General features: G+C 57.0%; 5 protein-coding genes. All 5 read left to right on the top strand.

Annotated elements, in window-relative coordinates:
• Window positions 1-279, top strand: a 279-nt coding sequence (locus lacNas_RS00535) for a diadenylate cyclase (protein WP_201346491.1), incomplete at its 5' end; no start/stop codon positions are given.
• Window positions 279-1,229 carry a CdaR family protein gene (locus tag lacNas_RS00530; protein ID WP_201331102.1) on the top strand — a complete coding sequence of 317 codons (951 nt, stop codon included), beginning with the start codon at window positions 279-281 and terminating at the stop codon, window positions 1,227-1,229. The genes lacNas_RS00535 and lacNas_RS00530, both read left to right, overlap by 1 nt.
• A gap of 26 nt (window positions 1,230-1,255) precedes the next feature.
• On the top strand, window positions 1,256-2,608 hold the full coding sequence (glmM, locus tag lacNas_RS00525) for a phosphoglucosamine mutase (protein ID WP_201331101.1): 1,353 nt from the start codon (window positions 1,256-1,258) through the stop codon (window positions 2,606-2,608).
• Window positions 2,609-2,709: 101 nt separating this feature from the next.
• A complete protein-coding gene (locus tag lacNas_RS00520) occupies window positions 2,710-3,522 on the top strand; it encodes a Cof-type HAD-IIB family hydrolase (protein WP_201331100.1) in 813 nt (270 codons plus the stop codon).
• A gap of 51 nt (window positions 3,523-3,573) precedes the next feature.
• Window positions 3,574-4,526: serine hydrolase domain-containing protein (locus lacNas_RS00515; RefSeq protein WP_201331099.1), on the top strand; the 953-nt coding region annotated here is incomplete at its 3' end.

Genomic DNA, 4,526 nt, shown 5'->3' with positions numbered 1-4,526 from the left:
GCCTACCTGCCGCTGTCGGACAACGCCATGATTCCCAAGAGCCTGGGGACTAGACACCGGGCAGCCGTCGGTATTTCCGAAGTGACCGACGCCATCACCGTGGTCGTTTCCGAGGAAACCGGCGGGGTGACGATCACCCGCAACGGCCAGTTCATGGTCGACCTCAGCCAGCAGGAATACCTCAAGTACCTGCGCGCTGAGCTGGTCACGACTGAAAAGAAGAAGGAGCCATGGCTGATCCGCCTGGCCCGGGGCATCTGGAATTGGGGTGAGAAGTAATGCATAAACTGATTGAACAAAAATGGTTTTACAAGATCTTGTCACTCCTTTTGGCAATCATCCTGGTGGCTTTCGTTGACAACACCCAGGTCAGCACGAGCAATCAAACCAAGGTGCAGCAGACGGCCAACATTGAACAGAGCCTGAAGATGGCCCTGCAGGTCTCAGTTGATGCTGACAAGTACTACGTGACCGGCTATCCCTCAAAGGTGAAAGTCACCCTGGAAGGGCCAAACGCCCTGGTGACGTCGGCAGTCAACACGCAGAACTTCCGGGTCTACATCGACTTGACCAAGTTCGGCGTCGGCACCCACCGGGTGCCGATCAAGGTCAGCGGCCTGCCAAGCCAGGTTTCCTACAAGCTTTCGCAAAAAAGCGTGAAAGTCGACATTCAAAAGCGAAAGTCCCGTACTTTGCCGGTCCAAATAGGTTATAATAAGAATGCTGTTGCTCAAGGCTATGACATCGGCACGCCGAAAGTCAGTCCGGAAACGGTTGAAGTTACCGGGGCCTTGAGCGAGGTCAAAGCGGTCGACCATGTCCAGGCCCAGCTGGCCGTGCCGAACGGCAGCACCAAAACCGTCCGGCGCAATGTCCTTCTGGCAGCCTATGATGCCAAGGGCCGTCAGCTCAACGTGGTGATCAGCCCGGCAACGGCGCAGGTGACCCTGCCGGTTTCGGTCTCCAAGAAGACCGTCAAGCTGAAGCTGAACGCCAGCCACGGCTCAAGCAAGAAGGTTTACTCCTTGACCGCCAAAGAGGAGAAGGTAACTCTCTACGGGAAAAAGGAATCCCTCAAGAAGATCAGCTCTTTGACCTTGAACGTTGATTTGAGCGAGATCAAGTCATCGACGACCAAGTCCTGCCGCTTGCCAGTGCCAAGCGGGGTTGCCTGGATTTCACCGGGCAGCGTGGACGTGCAGATCAAGGTCAGCGATTCAGACAACTAGAAAATCAAAGGAAGGTTCTTGTAATAATGCTTAAATATTTTGGTACTGATGGTGTTCGTGGTGAAGCCAACAAGGTTCTGACTCCGGAAATGGCCTTTAAACTCGGGCGCATGGGCGGCTACGTGCTGACCAAGGAGAAGGAAGACGGCGGTCAGGCCCGGGTTTTGGTATCACGGGACACGCGGATTTCCGGCGAAATGCTGGAATATGCCCTGATTGCCGGCCTGCTCTCAGTCGGGATCGAAGTTTTGGAATGCGGCGTAATGACGACGCCGGGTCTGTCCTACCTGGTCCGGGCCCAAGGCGCTGACGCCGGCGTGCAGATCTCTGCTTCCCACAACCCGGTTGAAGACAACGGCATCAAGTTCTTCGGCAGCGACGGCTTGAAGCTGTCTGACGCCAAGGAAGAAGAAATCGAAGAACTGATCGACGCCAAGCAGGACATGCTGCCGCGGCCATCAGCAGAAGGCCTGGGCACGGTAACCGACTTCCGCGACGGCAGCAACAAGTACATCCAGTTCCTGGAAAACACCATTCCAGAAGACTTGAGCGGGATCAAGGTCGTGATCGACGGGGCCAACGGGGCCGCCAGCGCCTTTATCTCCCGTTTGTTTGCCGACCTGGACGTCGACTTCACCACGATTTCAACTCACCCGAACGGGCTCAACATCAACGACCACTGCGGGGCTACCCATACCGAGCACCTGCAAGAAGAAGTCGTCAAGCAAGGTGCCCAGCTGGGTTTGGCCTTTGACGGGGATGCCGACCGCTGCATCGCGGTTGACGAAAACGGCAACGAAGTCGACGGCGACCACATCATGTACGTGATCGGCTCTTACCTGGCTGACCACGGCCGCTTGAAGAAAGACACGATCGTCACGACCGTCATGAGCAACCTCGGCTTCACCAAGGCCTTGGAACGCCGCGGGATCAAGAACGTGCGCACCCAAGTCGGCGACCGCTACGTTTCTGAGGAAATGCGGGCCAACGGCTACAGCCTGGGCGGCGAGCAGTCAGGCCACGTGATCATCAGCGACTACCACAACACTGGTGACGGGATGCTGACCGGGATTCACCTGATGCTGGTGATGAAGAAGACTGGCAAGTCCTTAACTGAACTGCTGGCTGACTTCAAGGAATACCCGCAAGTCCTGGTCAACGTGCCGGTTAAAGACAAGAACAGCTGGAAAGACCACCAGGCTATTGTCGACGCGATTGCCAGCGTTGAAAAAGACATGGCTGGCGACGGCCGGGTTCTAGTTCGTCCTTCAGGCACGCAGGAACTGCTGCGGGTGATGGCTGAAGGCCCGACTCAAGAACTGACCCAGGACTACGTCGACCGGATCGTCAAGGTCGTTACGGCCGAAATGGGCAATTAAAGACAAAAGGAAAGTTCGTTATGAGCTTTCCTTTTATTTTTCAGAAAAAATTTGCCATAATTAAGAGAGAAACTTTGGGAGTAAGCAGAAGGAAGGAAATTATGACAATCAAAATGCTGGCCATCGATCTGGATGGCACCTTGCTGACCGACAGCAAAACGATTCTGCCGGGGACCTACCGGGCCCTGCAGGAGGCCAAGGCTGCCGGGATCAAAATCGTGTTGACGTCAGGCAGGCCCTTGTCGGGCATCAAGGGCTATGCCGAAGAACTGGATTTAAGCGGCAGCGACCAGTACGCTATTCTTTTTAACGGCGCCGTCGTGCAGAACCTGGAAGGCCGGGTCTTGATCAGCCATGAGCTGGATTTCGGCGACTTCAACACGCTGCTGCACATGCAGCGGCTCAGCGACGTCAACCTCGACTTTGAAACGCCGGAACGCTTTTATACCTTGGACAAGAAGATCTCAATCCGCCAGCAGGTTGACGGGGCGGAAACCAGGAACCAGCTCTGGATTCAAGACCGGAGCGACTTCAAGAAGGACTTTGCCTTTGCCAAGGCTGTCTACCAAGGCGACGATCCCGACCAGATCGACCGCTTGTGGAACCGGCTGCCGGACTGGTTCTTCCAGACTTACGCTGTCGTGCGCAGCTGGCCGGAAGTCGTTGAAGTCGGCTCACTGGCTGCCTCCAAGGGCTACGCGGTCAGCGAGCTGGCCTCAAGGCTGGGGCTGAGCAACAGCGAGGTAATGGTTTTTGGCGACCAGGGCAATGACCGGTCGATGTTTGAAATTCCCGACTTCAACCGGGTGGCCATGGGCAACGCCATCGACGAGATTAAGGAGCTGGCCGACTACGTCACCGACACCAATGAGCGCGACGGCATTGCCAAAGCCTTGCGGAAACTGGTTTTATAAACTAAAGGACGGATCTGCGGATTTGTCCTTTTTTTGTTTAGGAGAGAAAAAATGAACTTAGCAGCAACTGAGAAAGAAATCACTGCCCTTTTTGAAGACGCCGTATCCCGGCAAATAGTGCCCGGCGTTTCCTACGCCCTGGTTGACGGGAATGAAAGCCGGATGCATTTCCTCGGCTCCGCCCGGCCGGACCAGCTCTATGACCTGGCCTCCTTGACCAAGGTGGTTGGCACGGCCAGCGGAATTTTCAAGGAAATAGAGCGCGGGCGCCTGTCTTTGCAAGCGAAGGTGGGGGACTTTTTCCCCGCGGCCTTTCCGGACGTGACCGTGGAGGAGCTGTTGCTGCACGTCAGCGGCCTGCCGGCCGACCTGGAGAACGTCTGGCAGTACCAGCAGCCGGAAGCACTCTGGCAGGCCGTGCTGGCCACGCGGCCGCTGGCAGCGGCAGGGCAGGAGTCCCTGTATTCCGATTTGAACTTCATCGTCTTGGGGAAGATCCTGGAGCAGGTAAGCGGGCAAAATTTGAGCCGCTGTCTGCAAGCAGAAATTTTTGCTCCCTTGGGGATGCGGCAGACTGCTTTTTTGCCCAAAGGCCGGCGGGACAAGTTCGTGGCTACCGAGCTGACCCCGGAAAGAGGGCAGGTGTGGGGGAACGTGCACGACGAGACCGCCTGGCAGCTGGGCGGGGTAGCCGGGCACGCGGGCCTGTTTTCGTCTCTGGGCGACCTGGTCCGCTTCAGCCGCACTTATTTGACGGCTTCCTGGCCGGCTGAGCACTTGTTTGATTATGACTGCTTCGAGCGCACCCTGGCCTGGATCCGCTGGCAAAAAGGCCGGCGCTTTCTCTGGCACACGGGTTTTACGGGCCCGGGCCTGGGGCTGGACTTTGAAAACGGCCGGGCCCTGGTCGTACTGGCCAGCAGCGTTTACCCCCGCCGGGGCAATGAAGCCTGGCTGCTGTGCCGCCGGCAGGCAGCCAAAAGCTTTTTTGGCTGCGGCTACCG

The sequence above is a fragment of the Lactobacillus nasalidis genome, assembly GCF_016587775.1.
Classification (GTDB): Bacteria; Bacillota; Bacilli; order Lactobacillales; family Lactobacillaceae; genus Lactobacillus; species Lactobacillus nasalidis.
Note: the sequence above shows the minus strand (reverse complement) of the source record. Positions and strands in the feature narration are given on the sequence as shown.